Source organism: Dietzia sp. SYD-A1, from assembly GCF_015356725.1.
In the GTDB taxonomy this organism is placed as follows: domain Bacteria; phylum Actinomycetota; class Actinomycetes; order Mycobacteriales; family Mycobacteriaceae; genus Dietzia.
In genome coordinates, this window is record NZ_JADDKI010000211.1 from 1 (window position 1) to 13,693 (window position 13,693).

General features: G+C 70.0%; 13 protein-coding genes. 6 read left to right on the plus strand and 7 right to left on the minus strand.

Annotated elements, in window-relative coordinates; all coding sequences use genetic code 11:
* Positions 1 to 161: 161 nt before the first annotated feature.
* A complete protein-coding gene (locus IY392_RS09585) occupies positions 162 to 488 on the plus strand; it encodes a hypothetical protein (RefSeq protein ID WP_107755856.1) in 327 nt (108 codons plus the stop codon).
* A gap of 106 nt (positions 489 to 594) precedes the next feature.
* Here IY392_RS09585 and IY392_RS09590 read toward each other — a convergent pair whose 3' ends face one another.
* From IY392_RS09590 to IY392_RS09605, 4 genes are all read right to left on the minus strand, one after another.
* Positions 595 to 1,134 carry a hypothetical protein gene (locus IY392_RS09590; RefSeq protein ID WP_194861082.1) on the minus strand — a complete coding sequence of 180 codons (540 nt, stop codon included), beginning with the start codon at positions 1,132 to 1,134 and terminating at the stop codon, positions 595 to 597.
* Positions 1,135 to 1,305: 171 nt separating this feature from the next.
* Positions 1,306 to 2,928 (minus strand): cation acetate symporter, encoded by a 1,623-nt coding sequence (locus IY392_RS09595; protein ID WP_107755854.1) that lies wholly within the window; start codon positions 2,926 to 2,928, stop codon positions 1,306 to 1,308.
* On the minus strand, positions 2,928 to 3,218 hold the full coding sequence (locus tag IY392_RS09600; protein WP_042329896.1) for a DUF485 domain-containing protein: 291 nt from the start codon (positions 3,216 to 3,218) through the stop codon (positions 2,928 to 2,930). Before IY392_RS09600 ends, IY392_RS09595 begins: the two co-directional genes overlap by 1 nt.
* A gap of 352 nt (positions 3,219 to 3,570) precedes the next feature.
* A complete protein-coding gene (locus tag IY392_RS09605) occupies positions 3,571 to 4,317 on the minus strand; it encodes an enoyl-CoA hydratase (RefSeq protein WP_182612368.1) in 747 nt (248 codons plus the stop codon).
* A gap of 148 nt (positions 4,318 to 4,465) precedes the next feature.
* Here IY392_RS09605 and IY392_RS09610 point away from each other — a divergent pair, with 148 nt between their 5' ends.
* Both IY392_RS09610 and IY392_RS09615 read left to right on the plus strand, forming a co-directional pair.
* Entirely contained in the window at positions 4,466 to 5,992 is a 1,527-nt protein-coding gene (locus IY392_RS09610) for a carboxyl transferase domain-containing protein (RefSeq protein ID WP_107755852.1), read from the plus strand.
* A gap of 62 nt (positions 5,993 to 6,054) precedes the next feature.
* Positions 6,055 to 7,974 (plus strand): propionyl-CoA synthetase, encoded by a 1,920-nt coding sequence (locus IY392_RS09615; RefSeq protein ID WP_107755851.1) that lies wholly within the window; start codon positions 6,055 to 6,057, stop codon positions 7,972 to 7,974.
* A 104-nt stretch (positions 7,975 to 8,078) separates the two neighbouring features.
* Here the strand turns inward: IY392_RS09615 and IY392_RS09620 are convergent, their stop codons facing one another.
* The 3 genes from IY392_RS09620 to pdxH form a co-directional block, all read right to left on the minus strand.
* Positions 8,079 to 8,435, minus strand: a complete 357-nt coding sequence (locus IY392_RS09620; RefSeq protein ID WP_107755850.1) for an FKBP-type peptidyl-prolyl cis-trans isomerase — start codon at positions 8,433 to 8,435, stop codon at positions 8,079 to 8,081.
* A gap of 31 nt (positions 8,436 to 8,466) precedes the next feature.
* Entirely contained in the window at positions 8,467 to 9,756 is a 1,290-nt protein-coding gene (locus IY392_RS09625; protein WP_107755849.1) for a citrate synthase, read from the minus strand.
* 165 nt (positions 9,757 to 9,921) lie between these two features.
* On the minus strand, positions 9,922 to 10,587 hold the full coding sequence (gene pdxH / locus IY392_RS09630; RefSeq protein WP_182613172.1) for a pyridoxamine 5'-phosphate oxidase: 666 nt from the start codon (positions 10,585 to 10,587) through the stop codon (positions 9,922 to 9,924).
* Between the two features lie 88 nt (positions 10,588 to 10,675).
* Here pdxH and serC point away from each other — a divergent pair, with 88 nt between their 5' ends.
* The 3 genes from serC to IY392_RS09645 all read left to right on the plus strand — a co-directional run.
* Positions 10,676 to 11,800 carry a phosphoserine transaminase gene (gene serC / locus IY392_RS09635; protein ID WP_194861083.1) on the plus strand — a complete coding sequence of 375 codons (1,125 nt, stop codon included), beginning with the start codon at positions 10,676 to 10,678 and terminating at the stop codon, positions 11,798 to 11,800.
* Between the two features lie 145 nt (positions 11,801 to 11,945).
* Positions 11,946 to 12,830 (plus strand): septation protein SepH, encoded by an 885-nt coding sequence (gene sepH, locus IY392_RS09640; RefSeq protein ID WP_107755846.1) that lies wholly within the window; start codon positions 11,946 to 11,948, stop codon positions 12,828 to 12,830.
* A gap of 8 nt (positions 12,831 to 12,838) precedes the next feature.
* Positions 12,839 to 13,693: DUF6928 family protein (locus IY392_RS09645; RefSeq protein ID WP_194861084.1), on the plus strand; the 855-nt coding region annotated here is incomplete at its 3' end.

Genomic DNA, 13,693 nt, shown 5'->3' on the forward strand with positions numbered 1-13,693 from the left:
CCCCTCAGGCCCGCAACACCCGATGTCGAGCCCGGACAGGCGCCCCGTTGACATCGATACATGCACGTATGATGATGTATGCATGCCGAGGCGGCGGACGCCGCCCATGACGGGCGGACACCGCCCCGGACGACCGGCGACGAGGAACAGGAGCCCCACCCATGACCGTGACCGACCACCCCACCGCCGAACCGCACTCCCACACCCACGGACCGGGCTGCGGACACGAGGCGATCGTCCACGAGGATCACGTGGACTACCTGCATGACGGCCACCTGCACCGCGAGCACGACGGCCACTACGACGAGTGCACCACCTGCTCGTGTGACAACTGCGACGACAGCTGCGCGATGTGCACCTGCACGAACTGCACCTGCGAGACCTGCAACCACAACATCTGCTCGTGCGACAACTGCGGCGAGCGGCACGAGTGCGCGAACTGCGTCTGCGACGACTGCAGCTGCGCGACCTGCCGGCACGCGGCCTGACGGTCCCGGACGACACCGGCCCGTCACGGGCCGGCCCGCAACATATCTGACCGATACGGTCGAGCCCGCTGATGACACATCAGCGGGCTCGACGCTTCTCGGCCTGTCAGCGTCGCAGAGTCGCGGCGAACGCCCCGGTCAACGCCAGGATCGGCAGCCCGATGAACAGGTGGACTATCGCGGCGGCCACCCCGTCGAGGAACGGGACCGTCACCAGGAGCGGCAGCGCCACGGCCGCGATGATCAGCAACCCCACGGTCCACGAGAAGAACTGCTGCGGGTTGGCGGTGCCGACGAGCAGCAGGTACCAGAGGAGCCCGGCCAGGATCGCGGCCACCGCCCCGTAGACGGCGTACATGGTGGGGGTGTTGCCGCCGTTGGCCCACTGGTGGCCGAACCGGCCGAACGCCGCGTCCACCACCCAGGCGATCAGCCACCCGGCGATCGCCGCCACGAGAGCCGTGGCCGCGACGCTGCCCAAGAATTTGCCCATGTCGATAGCCGGACCGCGGGGCGCCCGGCGCTCCTGGTAGCCGGCGTCGTTCGAGTAGGGCTCGTCGTACCCAGCGTCCCCGCCCATCTGCGAGTACGCGCGCGAGTCGGGCTGGCCCATGCGCCGCGTCTGGTCGTCCTGTCCGGGATACATTCTTCTACCGCCTCCGAATCGGTGTGGTGGTCACCGAGGGTAGCCCCTTTGTCCACCGACTTCCCGCCTGCCGGGGTGCGGCCCCGCCCCGAGGCCGGTCGACGAGACCGGCCCGCCCGACCGTGAAGACGGTAGGGCGGGCCGGCGTCGGGTCCGGTTGGACGAGTGGGATCAGTGGTTGATCGTCTTCTCCACACCGACACCCGTGAGGGAACGGACCTCCATCTCGACCCGCTTCTCCGGGAACTCGTCCTTCTTGCCGAGGAAGGTGCCGATGATCCCGAGGAGGAACGCCAGCGGGATCGACACGATGCCCGGGTTGGACAGCGGGAACAACGAGAAGTCGACACTGGTGATCATCGACTTCGGGCCGCCCGACACCGCGGGCGAGAGCGCGATCAGCACGAGTGTGCTGATCAGGCCGCCGTACATCGAGAACAGCGCGCCGGTGGTGTTGAACCGCTTCCAGAACAGCGAGTAGAGAATGGTCGGCAGGTTCGCCGAGGCCGCGATGGCGAACGCCAGGGCCACGAGGAAGGCGATGTTCTGCCCCATGGCGCCGATCCCCATGATGATGGACGCGATACCGATCACCACGACGGTGATCCGCGACACCCGCAACTGGGCCTTCTCGGTCGCCTTCCCGTGCTTGATGACGCCGTTGTAGATGTCGTGTGCGAACGACGCGGAGGCCGTGATGGCGAGACCCGCGACCACCGCGAGAATCGTCGCGAAGGCGACCGCCGAGATGATCCCGAGGAAGATCTCCCCGCCGAGCGCGAAGGCCAGCAGCGGGGCCGCCGAGTTCACGCCACCGGGCGCCGCCTCGATCACCTCCGACCCCACCATCGCCGCGGCACCGAAACCGAGGACCAGGGTGAACAGGTAGAACGACCCGATGAGCGCGATCGCCCAGGTGACCGAGCGGCGGGCCTCCTTGGCGGTGGGGACCGTGTAGAAGCGCATCAACACGTGGGGCAGGCCCGCGGTACCGAAGACCAGGGCGATCGACAGGGAGATGAAGTCGAGTTTGCTCGTCTCGGTGGCGCCGTACTGCAGGCCGGGCTGCAGGAGGTCCCTGCCGGAGTTGGCCACGGCCTCACCGAGGAGCGCCGAGAAGTTGCCCCGCACCGCCACCAGGACGAACAGGCACATGATCAACACGCCGCCGACCAGGAGGACGGCCTTGACCATCTGCACGTACGTGGTGCCCTTCATGCCACCGACGAGCACGTAGACGATCATCAGGAGCCCGACGACCGCCACGACGATCGCCTGCCCGGTGGAGTCGTTGATGTTGAGCAGGAGCGCCACCAGACCGCCGGCGCCCGCCATCTGTGCGATGAGATAGAACAGGCACACCGAGAGGGTCGCCAGGGCCGCGGCCATGCGGACGGGCCGCTGCTTGAGACGGAAGCTGAGCACGTCCGCCATCGTGAACCGGCCCGTGTTGCGCATCAGTTCGGCGACCAGCATCAGCGCGACCAGCCACGCCACCAGGAACCCGATGGAGTAGAGGAAACCGTCGTAACCGTTGATGGCGATGGCGCCGGCGATGCCCAGGAACGAGGCGGCCGAGAGGTAGTCACCGGCGATCGCGAACCCGTTCTGCGGCCCCGTGAAGGTGGAGCCACCGGTGTAGAAGTCCTTGGTCGACTTGGTCGACTTGGACGCCCGGAGGACGAGGGTCATGGTCACGACGATGAAGATCCCGAACACGACCATGTTGAGAAGCGTGCTGCCGACCTGCTCACCGGGGGCGAGCTCGCGGATGTTGTACAGCCAGTCGCCCATCAGGCCACCTCACCTTCCAGCTCGTGGCGGATCGCTTCCGCGCGGGGATCGACCACCCGGTTGGCGAACCGGATGTAGAGGAACGTGATGAGGAACGTGGTGACGAACTGCGCCAACCCGATGATCAGCCCCCAGGTGATGTTCCCGAAGACCTTGGTCGCCATGAAGTCGGTCGCATAGACCGCCAGGAGCACGTACAGGAAGTACCAGACGAGGAAGGCGATCGTCATGGGGAAGACGAACGCCCTGAACTTGCTGCGCAACTCCTGGAATTCCGGGCTGGAGTGCATCGCCTCGAAGTCAGCCGGCTCCGGGCTGCGTCGTGACGATCCTCCCACCGGTGGATCAGCTGGCTGGGACACGGAGGTCCTCCGTTTCAATTGTCTCGAGCCGCACCGCTGTAGTGATGGGCCTCACAGATTTGGACGGAAGAAGTGTGACACGGGACACAAGCCTTTGCCGAGTGCGGTGTGTCCCCCGGAGGCTGATTCGCCAAAAGTCCTGGTGGACCCACCCCCGTCGGAGGGGTAGACCACCTAATCCGGGGGGTCGAGGGGTGAGGTCGCTCACCGATGACCCCGGCGCCCTCCGGAAACAGCGGACGTGCGGGCCGGTCGCCGCTCGGGCCCGCTGACACTCAGGTCATCGACCGCGGAACACCGGTGGCCTCTTCTCCGCGCGGGCGGCCCGCGCCTCGGCCATGTCCTCGCTACGCCAGGCGAGTTGTTGCAGCTCGGTGTGTTCGTCGCGGGGCAGGAGCCGGGCGTCGTCGTCATTGATCACGGACTTGATGTGCCGGAGGCTCAGGGGGGCGAACCGCGCGATCTCCGCGGCGAGTTCCATCGCCGTGTCGAGGTCACCGATCTCGTTGGCCAGGCCGATCCGGGCCGCCTCCTCCGCGCCCACCGGACGCGCGGTCATGAGGACCGACCGCGCGTGTCCTCCCCCGACCACGTTGGCGAGCCGCTTGATGGTCCAGTTGTCCAGGGCCAACCCCACCTTCACGACGGGTACCGCGAACACCGCGCCGGGGGCCACGACGCGGAGATCGGCGGCCAGGGCGAGCTGGACCCCGGCGCCGACTGCGGGCCCGTTGACGGCCGCGATGACGGGGACCGGCACCGACTCCACCGCCTCGAGCATCGCGGCGTGGGCGTCGTAGAAGTTCAGGTTGTACACGCCGCCGGACAGGTCGGCGCCGGCGCAGAAGGCCGACCCCGCCCCGGTGATGACGATCGCCCGGACCGGGTCCTCACCCTCCGCCGCGGCTCCCGCGACTTCGATCGCCTCCCGCAGGGCCGTGCAGACCTCCGCGTCGAGGGCGTTGCGGGTGCGGTGACGGTCGATGGTGACGACGGCGACGGGTCCGTCCCTGCGTGTGTCGATCATGGCGGCGGGGCCTTCCGGTGCGTCGCGGTCTTCTGTGTCGCGGGCTGGTCGTCGCGGACTGGTCGTGGCGGTCTCGAGGCGGGGGTACTCTCCTGCACCCGTGACCGAGGATACCTGCTGGTGAACGCGCCCACCGTACGATGCGTCCATGGCCAGAACCGGAGCTCTGCAGATCCTCGACATGGTCCTCGACGACGGGTCGTTCCGGTCCTGGGACGGCCCGCCGCTGCGCTCGCCCCAGGTCGACTCGGTCCCGGGGTACGAGGACTCCCTCGAGCGCGCGGCGCGGGTGTCCGGGGTGGACGAGGCCGTCATCTCCGGTGAGGGGACCCTGCTGGGTCGGCGCGTGGTGTTCATCGCCTGCGAGTTCGACTTCCTCGCGGGCTCGATCGGAATCGCGGCGGCGGAGCGGATCGTGTCCGCGATCGAGCGAGCCACCGCCGAGCGCCTGCCGATCCTGGCGTCCCCGACGTCCGGTGGGACCCGCATGCAGGAGGGCACGATCGCCTTCCTGCAGATGGTCAAGATCTCCGCCGCCGTGGCCGGGCACAAGTCGGCGGGGCTCCCCTACCTCGTCTACCTGCGCCACCCGACCACCGGAGGGGTGTTCGCCTCGTGGGGGTCGTTGGGCCACGTCTCCGTGGCCGAACCCGGCGCGTTGATCGGGTTCCTGGGACCCCGGGTGTACGAGGCGCTCTACGAGGCCCCCTTCCCGGAGGGCGTGCAGGTGTCGGAGAACCTCGCCCGCCGCGGCATGATCGACGGCGTGCTCCCCCCCGAGGGGGTACGAGACCTCACGGCGCGGGCCCTGCGCGTCCTCTGCCAGGACCCCCCGTGTCAGGACGAACCGGCGCCACCGCACGGGCCCGTCCCCGAGCCGGAGTCCGACCGCGCCGAGCCGCCCGACGCGTGGGACGCCATCGTCCGCTCCCGCCGCCGCGACCGCCCCGGTGCCCGGTCGTTCCTGGAGCGTGTCGCCCCGGACCGGGTCCCGCTCTCGGGCACCGGTCAGGGCGAGGACAGCGGGTCGCTGTTGCTCTCCCTGGCGCGGTTCCGAGGGCAGTCCGCGGTGGTGCTGGCCCAGGACCGTGACGCGGAGAACGAGACGAGCCCGCTCGGCCCGTCCGCACTTCGCTCCGCGCGGCGCGGCATGCGCATCGCCGCCGAGATCGGGGTCCCGTTGGTCCTGCTCATCGACACCCGCGGGGCCGCGTTGTCCCGAGAGGCCGAGGAGGGCGGTCTCGCGGGAGAGATCGCCCGCAGCCTGGCCGACCTGGTCACCCTGCCCACCCCGACGGTCTCGGTGATCCTCGGCCAGGGCACGGGGGGCGCCGCGTTGGCGATGCTCCCCGCGGACCGCGTGCTGTGCGCCCGTCACGGGTGGCTCGCCCCGCTCCCCCCCGAGGGCGCGAGCGCGATCCTCTACCACGAGACCACCCGGGCACCCGAGGTGGCGCGATCCCAGGGGATCACCTCGTCCGACCTCCTCCGGGCGGGGATCGTCGACGTGGTCGTCCCCGAGCGACCCGATGCGGCGGACGAACCGGACGCCTTCTGCGACCGGCTGGCGGACGCCGTCGCCTCGGCTCTCGTCGAGGTCAGGCGACGTCCCCCCGAGCGGAGGTATGCGGAGCGGATGTCGCGGTATCGGGACCTCGGTCTGAGACTAGAGTGAAACGCGTCACAGGCCGTCGGCACTGATTCGGGGGCCGCATCGCCGCACGAGAGGCTCAACCGATGTCGGACTCCACGACCTCGTCGACCTACGCCGAGGCCCACCGGCTCTCGATCACCGATCCCGATGCCTTCTGGCTGGAGGCCGCCGGCGCCATCGACTGGACCACGCCCCCCACGACCGCGGTCGACGGGTCCAGGCCGCCGTTCTACCGCTGGTTCCCCGACGGCCGACTCAACACGTCGTACAACTGCCTCGACCGCCATGTCGAGGAGGGACGAGGGGACCAGGCCGCGTTCATCTACGACTCGGCGGTGACCGGGGCCACCGAGACCATCACGTACTCCCAGTTGCTCGAGCAGGTCCAGGCCTTCGCGGGTGCGCTCGTCGCCGAGGGAGTGGGCCACGGCGACCGGGTCGTGATCTACATGCCCATGGTTCCCCGCGCGGCCGTGGCGATGCTCGCGTGCGCCCGGATCGGCGCCGTGCACTCCGTCGTGTTCGGGGGTTTCGCCGCGCCGGAGCTGGCCATACGCATCGACGACGCCCGGCCGAAGGTGGTGGTGACCTCGCCCGGCGGAATCGAGCCCACCCGCAAGGTCCCCTACTTCCCGATGGTCGCCAAAGCCCTGGGTCTCGCCCGCCACACACCGGGTGCGGTGATCGTCGCCGACCGACCGGACCAGTTCCCGGACGAGTCCTTTCCCGAGACCCCCGGCACCACCTGGAGCGACTGGGATGAGGCGGTCGCGGGGTCGGAGCCGACCGGGCCCGTCCCCGTCGCCGCGACGGACCCGCTGTACATCCTGTACACGTCCGGGACCACGGGCCTGCCCAAGGGCGTCGTGCGGGACAACGGTGGCCACGCCGTCGCGCTGGCGTGGTCGATGTGGAACGTCTACGGGGTCCGCCCCGGCGAGGTCTGGTGGACGGCCTCGGACGTCGGCTGGGTCGTGGGACACTCGTACATCGTCTACGGCCCGCTGCTGGTGGGCGCGACGTCCATCATCTACGAGGGCAAACCGGTCGGCACCCCGGACGCCGGCGCGTTCTGGAGGGTGATCGCCGAGCACGGGGCCACCGCGCTGTTCACCGCGCCCACGGCCGTCCGGGCCATCCGTAAGGAGGACCCGGAGGGCCGGGAGATCGCCCGGTACGACCTGTCCGGTATGCGCACCCTGTTCTGTGCGGGCGAACGGCTGGATCCCGACACCTATCGATGGGCCACGGAGAAGCTGGGCAAGCCCGTGGTGGACAACTGGTGGCAGACCGAGACGGGCTGGCCCATCGCCTCCAACCTGCGCGGTCTCGAGCCTATGCCGATCAAGGCAGGGTCCCCCACCGTGCCCGTACCCGGATACGACCTGCGCGTCCTGGATGCCGGGGGGACTGAACTGCCCGCGGGGGAGGAGGGCAACCTGGCGATCCGGCTGCCGATGGCGCCGGGCACCCTGTCGGGCCTGTGGGAGGACGACGAGAGGTTCATCTCCTCGTACATGTCCGTCTTCGACGGGTACTACTCCACCGGAGACGGCGGCTACATCGACTCCGACGGTTACGTCTACGTCATGGGCCGGACCGACGACGTCATCAACGTCGCCGGCCACCGGTTGTCGACGGGCTCCATGGAGGCCGTGATCGCCACCCACCCCGCGGTGGCCGAGGCCGCCGTCATCGGTGTGAAGGACGAACTCAAGGGCCAACGGCCGGTCGGGTACGTGGTCCTCAAGTCCGGTCAGGTCCGCGATCCCGAGGAGTTGCGGGCGGAGTTGGTGGCGATGGTCCGCGAGGAGATCGGCGCGGTGGCCACCTTCCGCGACTGCACGGTCGTGCAGGGCCTGCCCAAGACCCGGTCGGGCAAGATCCTGCGCAAGACGATGCGACAGATCGCGGACGGACACGAGGACGTCACAGTCCCGTCGACGATCGAGGACCCGGCCGTGCTCGATGCACTCACACCGTTCCTCCGACCGGCGGAATAGGGCGCGCCGGCCGTCACCCGTGGTCGCCGCGGCGGACCCCGCACACGACGACGCCCCGCCCCCCGGAACGGGGGGCGGGGCGTCGGGTTGAGACGGGGGCGGTCTCAGGCGTCGAGCAGATCGATGACGAACACCAGGGTCTTGCCGCCGAGCGGGTGCAGGGCCGCGGAGGTCCCGTAGGCCTTGTCCGGCGGGATGACCAGCTGACGGCGACCCCCGACCTTCATGCCCGGGATCCCTTCCTGCCAGCCCTGGATGAGGCCGTTGAGCGGGAACGTGATGGACTCGCCCCGGTCCCACGAGGAGTCGAACTGCTCGCCGGTCTCGTAGTCGACACCGACGTAGTGGACGGTGACGTTACCGCCGGCCACCGCCTCGGCGCCCTCCCCGACAGTGAGGTCCGCGCTGACGAGGTCAGTGGGGGCGGGGCCGGTCGGCATGTCGATCTCGGGCTTGTCCATGGTGTCTCCTCCTGGAGTCCGTTTCCCGGGCTCAGCGCTGGCTGATCGGGGTGAAGCTCCGCTCGGCCGGGCCGGTGTAGACCTGGCGCGGGCGGTTGATCTTGGTGGACGGATCCTCGCGCATCTCGCGCCAGTGCGCGATCCACCCCGGCATCCGGCCGAGCGCGAACAGCACGGTGAACATCTCGGTGGGGAAGCCCATCGCGCGATAGATGAGGCCGGTGTAGAAGTCCACGTTCGGGTAGAGCTTGCGCTCGACGAAGTAGTCGTCGGCCAACGCGGTCTCCTCGAGCTTGAGCGCGATCTCGAGAAGAGGGTCGTTGCTCTGCGACAGCAGGGCGTGCGCGTGCTTCTTCGCGATCTGGGCGCGCGGGTCATAGCTCTTGTAGACGCGGTGGCCGAAGCCCATCAGCTTGACGCCGTCCACCTTGTTCTTGACACGATCCATGTAGTCGGTGGCGTCGCCGCCCTCCGACTCGATGCGCTCGAGCATCTCGAGCACGGCCTGGTTGGCCCCACCGTGCAGCGGCCCGTACAGGGCGTTGATGCCGCCGGTGATGGAGGCGTACAACGGCGCCTCGGAGGACCCGACCATGCGGACGGTCGAGGTGGAGCAGTTCTGTTCGTGGTCCGCGTGGAGGACGAGCAGCATGTCGAGGGCGTCGGCGATCTCGTCGGTGACCTCGTAGTCCGGCCCGAACGTCATACGGAGGAAGTTTCGGACGTATCCGAGCGAGGGGTCCGGATCGACGGCGTCATGGCCACGTCGGATGCGCTCGATGGCGGCGGCGAGAGTCGGGCCGCGGCCCAACAGCCGGGCGGTGGCCAGGTCCACGGCCTTGGGGTCGTCGATGTCGAGGTCGTCCCCGTGGGTCCCGAAGAGACTCACACCGGCGGAGAAGACGGGCATCGGGTGGGTGTCCAGCGGGAACGCCTGCAGCAGCGGCATCATCTGGCCGGGCAGCGCGGTCTCCCCGAGCACCTTCTCGGTGAACTCCGCGAGCTGGGCCTCCGTCGGGTCCTCACCGTAGATGAGCAGGTAGGAGACCTCGAGGAACGAGGCGTTGTCGGCGAGCTGGTCGATCGGGTACCCGCGGTGACGCAGGATGCCCTCGTTGCCGTCGATGTAGGTGATCGAGGAGGTGCAGGCGGAGGTGTTGACGAACCCGACGTCCAGGGTGGTCATCCCGGTCTTGGCCAGCAGTGAACCCAACTGCACCGCGTCGCTTCCGCAGGTCGCGTCCACCACGTCGAGCGCGAGCTCACCGCCGGGATAGGACAGTGTTGCCTTGCGGTCCGAACCGTTCGAGCCTGCGGTCACGCGATTCCCTCTCCGACGACTGGTCCCGGCGGCATCTCCCGCCACGAATGTGCTGTGCCACACCCTACCGTGACGGTCGCCCGCGCTCCGAAGCGTGCACCGGTCCGCTCCCCCCGGGCCGTGCCCGCCCGGGGGGCCGATACGCGTGCGCGACCCGTCAGCGGGTCAGGGTTGCAGCCGCCGGACCGTCCACCCCCCCTGTTCCCGGAGACATTCCACACGGTCATGGAACCGGTCCCGACCCCCCTGCCAGAACTCCACACGGTCCGGGCGAAGTCGGTATCCACCCCACCGGTCGGGCATCGGGATCTCCTCGACGTCCGCGAGCCGCTCCTCGGCGACCCGGTAGAGCGCGTTCAACTCCTCGACCCCGCCCACGGGCTGCGACTGCTCCGACGCCCACGCCGCCACCTGGGACCCCCTCGGACGCGTACGCCAGTACGCCAGGCTCTCCGCCCGCTCCAGTGGACTGCAGCGGCCCTCGACGTGGACCTGGCGTTCCACCGTCAACCACGGGAACGTCGCCGAGGCGTACCCGGACCGCGCCAACTGCACACCTTTGCGGGAGCTCATCGTCGTGAAGAACGTCAGGCCCCGGTCGTCCGCGCCCTTGCACAGCACCGTCCGGGTCGACGGCCTGCCGTCGACGCCGACGGTGCCGAGGACCATCGCGTTGGGCTCGCGCACACCCCGGTGGCCGGCCTCCTCGAGCCACGCGGCGAAGAGCGGGAGCCAGCCGTCGTGCAGATCGCCCACGTCCAGGCTGGTGTGCAGACCGTATCCGACGCGCATCGTGTCGAAGTCGGCCGGTTCGAGTGCGGGATCGCCCATGTCCCAGACGCTACTCCGAGGCCGACGCGCCCCCGACTAGGATGGTGACGATCGAGAATCCCACCACAAGGAACGGCACCCCACGAGCATGAGCGATCAGTTGCCCACCATCCCCGCCGACCTCGCGCCCGCCGACGGCCGCTTCGGCTGCGGCCCGTCCAAGGTCCGCCCCGAGCAGATCGAGGCCGTCTCCGCCGCCGCCACCTCGGTGATGGGCACCAGCCACCGCCAGGCGCCGGTCAAGAACGTCGTGGGAAGGATCCGTGAGGGCCTGTCCTCCCTGTTCTCCCTCCCCGAGGGATACGAGGTCGTGTTGGGCAACGGCGGCACCACCGCGTTCTGGGACGCCGCGGCGTTCGGCCTGGTCCGCGAGAAGTCCCTCCACCTGACCTACGGTGAGTTCTCCTCGAAGTTCGCCAAGGTCACCGGCGCTGCGCCCTTCCTCGCCGACCCGATAGTGGTCTCGGCCGAGCCGGGGTCGGCGCCCGATCCCACCTCGGACCCGTCCGTGGACCTCATCGGCTGGGCGCACAACGAGACCTCCACGGGTGTGATGGTGCCGGTGACCCGCCCGGCGGGCTCGGAGGACGCCCTCGTCGCGATCGACGCCACCTCCGGGGCCGGCGGGCTTCCCGTCGACATCTCCGACGCCGACGTCTACTACTTCGCGCCGCAGAAGTGCTTCGCCTCCGACGGTGGCATCTGGGTGTCGATCATGAGCCCGGCCGCCCTCGAGCGCGTGTCCGAGATCGCGGCCACCGACCGCTGGTGCCCGGACTTCCTCTCGTTGCCCACCGCGGTGGACAACTCCTCCAAGAACCAGTCGTACAACACCCCGGCCGTGGCCACCCTGTTGATGTTCGCCGACCAGATCGAGTGGATGAACACCCAGGGCGGTCTGGACTGGTGCGTGGCGCGCACCCGGGACTCGTCCTCCCGCCTGTACGACTGGGCCGAGGCCAGCGACTACGCCACGCCTTTCGTCACCGAGCCCGCCCACCGTTCGCAGGTCGTCGGCACCATCGACCTCGACGCGTCGATCGACGCCGCACTGGTCGCCAAGACCCTGCGGGCGAACGGCATCCTCGACACCGAGCCGTACCGCAAGCTCGGCCGCAACCAGCTCCGCATCGGCATGTTCCCGGCGATCGACCCCGAGGACGTCACGCGACTGACCCGGTGCATCGACCACGTGGTGGGGCAGCTCGGCTGACCCCCGGCCCACCACAATTCCGCAGCCCACCCGGCCCGTCACGACGCCGGGTGGGCTGTGCTGACCTACGATGGTGGGAACGCCCGGGGCCCGGGAGCGCGCCGTTCGAGCCGCCCAGGGGACCGCGAGGAGTCGAGGAGGCGGTATGCGGAAGCTGAGGATCATCGGGGTGGACGCCGACTCGGCCGTGGTCGAGTGTGAGCTCCCCGACTCGGGCGAGACCCTGGCCCTCCCCCTCGACGACAGGTTCCGCGCCGCCGCCCGCGGAGAAGCCGTGACCCCCGAGGCGTCCCGGAGCGTTCCCGTCACGGGCACGCTGCGCCCGCGAGAGATCCAGGACCGGATCCGGCACGGCGCCTCCCCCGAGGACGTCGCCGCCGACGCCGGGGTCCCGATGTCCCGGATCGAGGGATTCGCCGTCCCCGTGCTCCTCGAGCGCGCGACCGCGGCCGAACTCGCGCGGGCGTCGCACCCGGTCCTCCCGGACGGACCCGCACTCGACACCCTCGCCGACAGGGTCGAATCCGCCCTCGATCACCGCGGCGTCGACCCGGACGTCGTCGCGTGGGACGCCTGGCGCGACCGTGCCGGTGGATGGATCGTCCGGGTCTCCTGGCCCGCCGGGCTCTCGGACGACGCCTCGGCGACCTGGTCATTCGTCCCCGATTCCCACGGGGGGTCCGCCCGGGCGTTGGACGACGAGGCCGAGCGCCTCCTCGATCCGTCCCGCGCCACGGCTCTGCGCACCGTCACCTCGCCTCCCCCGCTCCCGCCGGGACCTCCGCCGATCCGTTCCGTGCCGACGCCCGTCCGCCCCGCGCGCGGTGGGTCGGAGGCCGCCCCGGTCGAGAGGTCGACATCCCAGGCCGGACACTCCCCCGGGTCCGCGTCAGCAGACCCCGAAGACCCCGTCGAGGACCACTTCCTGCAGCACCCGCCTGCCGAACCCGAGCGCCGCACCGCCCGTCGGCACCCGACCATGCCCTCGTGGGAGGACGTCCTGCTCGGCGTCCGTGGCAAGGACGACTGAGACCCGCCATGGGCCACCACGTCGCGACCTTCTGGTATGTCGGAACGGACGACCCGTCCGCTCCCATCAGGTCCGGCCACCCCTCTGACCCCGGGTTCGCCCGGCGTCTGCTCTCCCGCCTCCACCCGACCGTCACACTCGCCTCGCTGGGGATGTTCCCCCTCAACCGGTCGGCATCCGCTGGTCCCGGTGAGGTGTACGTCGGGTCGTATCCCGGATTGACCGTTCTGCAGACCCAGCTCGAGCAGCCCGTACTGCCCTCCGCGACCGACGAGACGTGGTTACGCCTCGTGGAGGCTCCCACGGTTCTGTTGTTCTCGCACGACCCCGACCACGGGATCAGCGGGTTCGCCCGGTGGGAGTCGGGTCGGCTGGTGCGCTCGTTCGCCGGGGCGGACGACCGGATCGTCGAGGACGAGGGCATGCCGCTGCCGTTCGAGCGGCCCTACTGGGCGGGTGAGTTCCCGCCGGCCGGCGCCGACGACACGCCGCTCGCGCTCCCGTTCTCGCCGTCGTCGCTACTCCACGCCGCCCACCGTGACTGGCTGGGGTTCGATCTGTCGCCGGGCGGGCTCGACGTCCCCGTGCACGGCTTCGCCACCGACGGGCGCCGCGAGGTCCGCCAACGCAGCGCGCACACCGGGGCCGCGGTGCACGTGGTGGGCTCTCCCGGCCGCGCCGAACTCCATGCCGCCACCCGTCGCGACTCCCACCCCGCCAGCAGAGATGCCGGTTCGTCCTCCCCGTACGCCGACGACGACTACGAACGGGCGCCGCTCGTCCCCGCGGTGGCGCGGGCCTCCTCTCCCGTCACCGGGGCCGTCCGCAGGATCGCCGGCGTCCTCGGTGACACCGTGCGGCGC